General features: G+C 74.5%; 2 protein-coding genes. Both read left to right on the forward strand.

Features of this window, described 5'->3' with window-relative positions; translation table 11 throughout:
- The first annotated feature begins 74 nt into the window (after window positions 1-74).
- Entirely contained in the window at window positions 75-437 is a 363-nt protein-coding gene (locus EF918_RS35400) for a helix-turn-helix domain-containing protein (protein WP_260611001.1), read from the forward strand.
- A gap of 5 nt (window positions 438-442) precedes the next feature.
- Window positions 443-1,690, forward strand: coding sequence for a DUF2786 domain-containing protein (locus EF918_RS35405; RefSeq protein WP_125652937.1), 1,248 nt, complete (start codon window positions 443-445; stop codon window positions 1,688-1,690).
- The last annotated feature ends 54 nt before the right edge of the window (window positions 1,691-1,744 follow it).

The raw sequence follows: 1,744 nt of genomic DNA on the forward strand, positions 1-1,744 counted from the left end.
ACCTCAGTATTTAGTAACTTGAGAGATATGTGTAAGAGATAGACCACCAGCACCGACCACTTGTCGCCGAGCCGGTGGTCAGTTGTGCCGACGACTGCGGGGTCCGTGACGTCCTCGACCGGCTCGGCGACAAGTGGTCGGTGCTGGTGGTGGTCGAACTCGCCGCCGGTGTGCACCGGTTCAAGGAACTCCAGCGCGCCCTGGACGGGGTCTCGCAGCGCATGCTGACCCTCACGCTGCGCCGCCTGGAGCGCGACGGGCTGGTGACGCGGACCGTCCACCCCACCGTCCCGCCGCAGGTCGAGTACGAGCTGACCGCGCTCGGCCACAGCCTCACCCACCTGGTCAAGAACCTCGCCGACTGGTCGCTGGCCCACCGCCCGCACATCGAGGCCGCCCGCCGGGAGTGGGACGCGAAGGCGGACATGCCAAGCTGAAGGGCGTGAACGACATCGTCGAGCGGGCCTGCGCCGCCGCCCTCTACGCCCAGGACGACGCCGGGCTCGACACCGGCGCGTCGCTCCTCGCCGCCGATCCGGCCGCCTGGCCGGGGGTCGGCCGGGCGCTGCTGGCGCGCGGGGAGACGTACGTACGGCAGGCCTGGGAACGCGGCTGGCGGCCGGCCGACGTGCTGCGGCTGGTCCGCCGCGACCTCGCCGACGAGCGGCACGTGCGGCTCGTCGAGGACCTGTTCGCGGCGGAGGCGCGCCGGTACGGGCGGCGGCTGCCCGCCGGGTGGCCCGTCCACGAGGTGTGGTGGGGCGATGCCACCGGTTCCGGTTCCGCCGGTCGCCGTGCCGACGCCGCCGGTCGCCGTGCCGACGCCGCCGATCGCGGCGTCGACGCCGCGTACGCCGAGCAGGTCGCGCGGCGGGAGAAGGCCGATCGGTTCGCGTTGGCCACGGCCTTCCTGGAGGTGCTGCGGCTGCTGGTGCGGCTGCCCTCGATCGAGCCGGTGGGGCCCGTCCCGGGGGACGTGACCGATCTGCCGGAGGCCGCGCACATCGAGCCGCGGATGCTCGGACGGATCCGGGCGCTCCTGGCCAAGGCCGAGGCGACCTCGTACCCGGAGGAGGCGGAGGCGCTCAGTGCCAAGGCGCAGGAGCTGATGGCCCGGCACACCGTGGACGAGGCGCTGCTCGCGGCGCGCGGGGAGGGACCGGTACGGGCCCCGGGCGCGTGCCGGATCGGTGTCGAGCCGCCGTACGAGGAGGCCAAGGCGGTGCTGCTGGACGCCGTGGCCACGGCGAACCACTGCCGGGCGGTGTGGAACGGGGCGTTCGAGTTCTCCACGGTGGTCGGCTTCGAGAGCGATCTGGAGGCCGTCGAGCTGCTCTACACCTCGCTGCTGGTGCAGGGCACGGCCGCGATGACCCGGGCCGAGGCCGCGCAGCGCTCGGGCGGGCGCAAGCGGACCAAGACCTTCCGGCAGTCCTTCTTCCTCGCCTACGCGAGCCGGATCGGGCACCGCCTCGCCGAGACGGCCGAGCACGCCGTGGGCGGCGGGTCGCTGCTGCCGGCCCTGGTCGCGCGGGACGTGGCGGTCGGGTCGCGCGCGGAGGAGATGTTCCCGCGGACGACCACGACGAGGCTGCGCGGGGCGACGGACCACGCGGGGTGGACGGACGGCACCGCGGCCGCCGACGCCGCCCGGATGGGCGGCCGCGACCGCCCCGGCCTGACCCGGTAGCCCCCGGCCCGGCCTTTCGAGCCGCCCCGACGACGCCCCCGACGACCTCTACCC

It is taken from the genome of Streptomyces sp. WAC06614 (assembly GCF_003949795.1).
Lineage (GTDB): Bacteria > Actinomycetota > Actinomycetes > Streptomycetales > Streptomycetaceae > Streptomyces.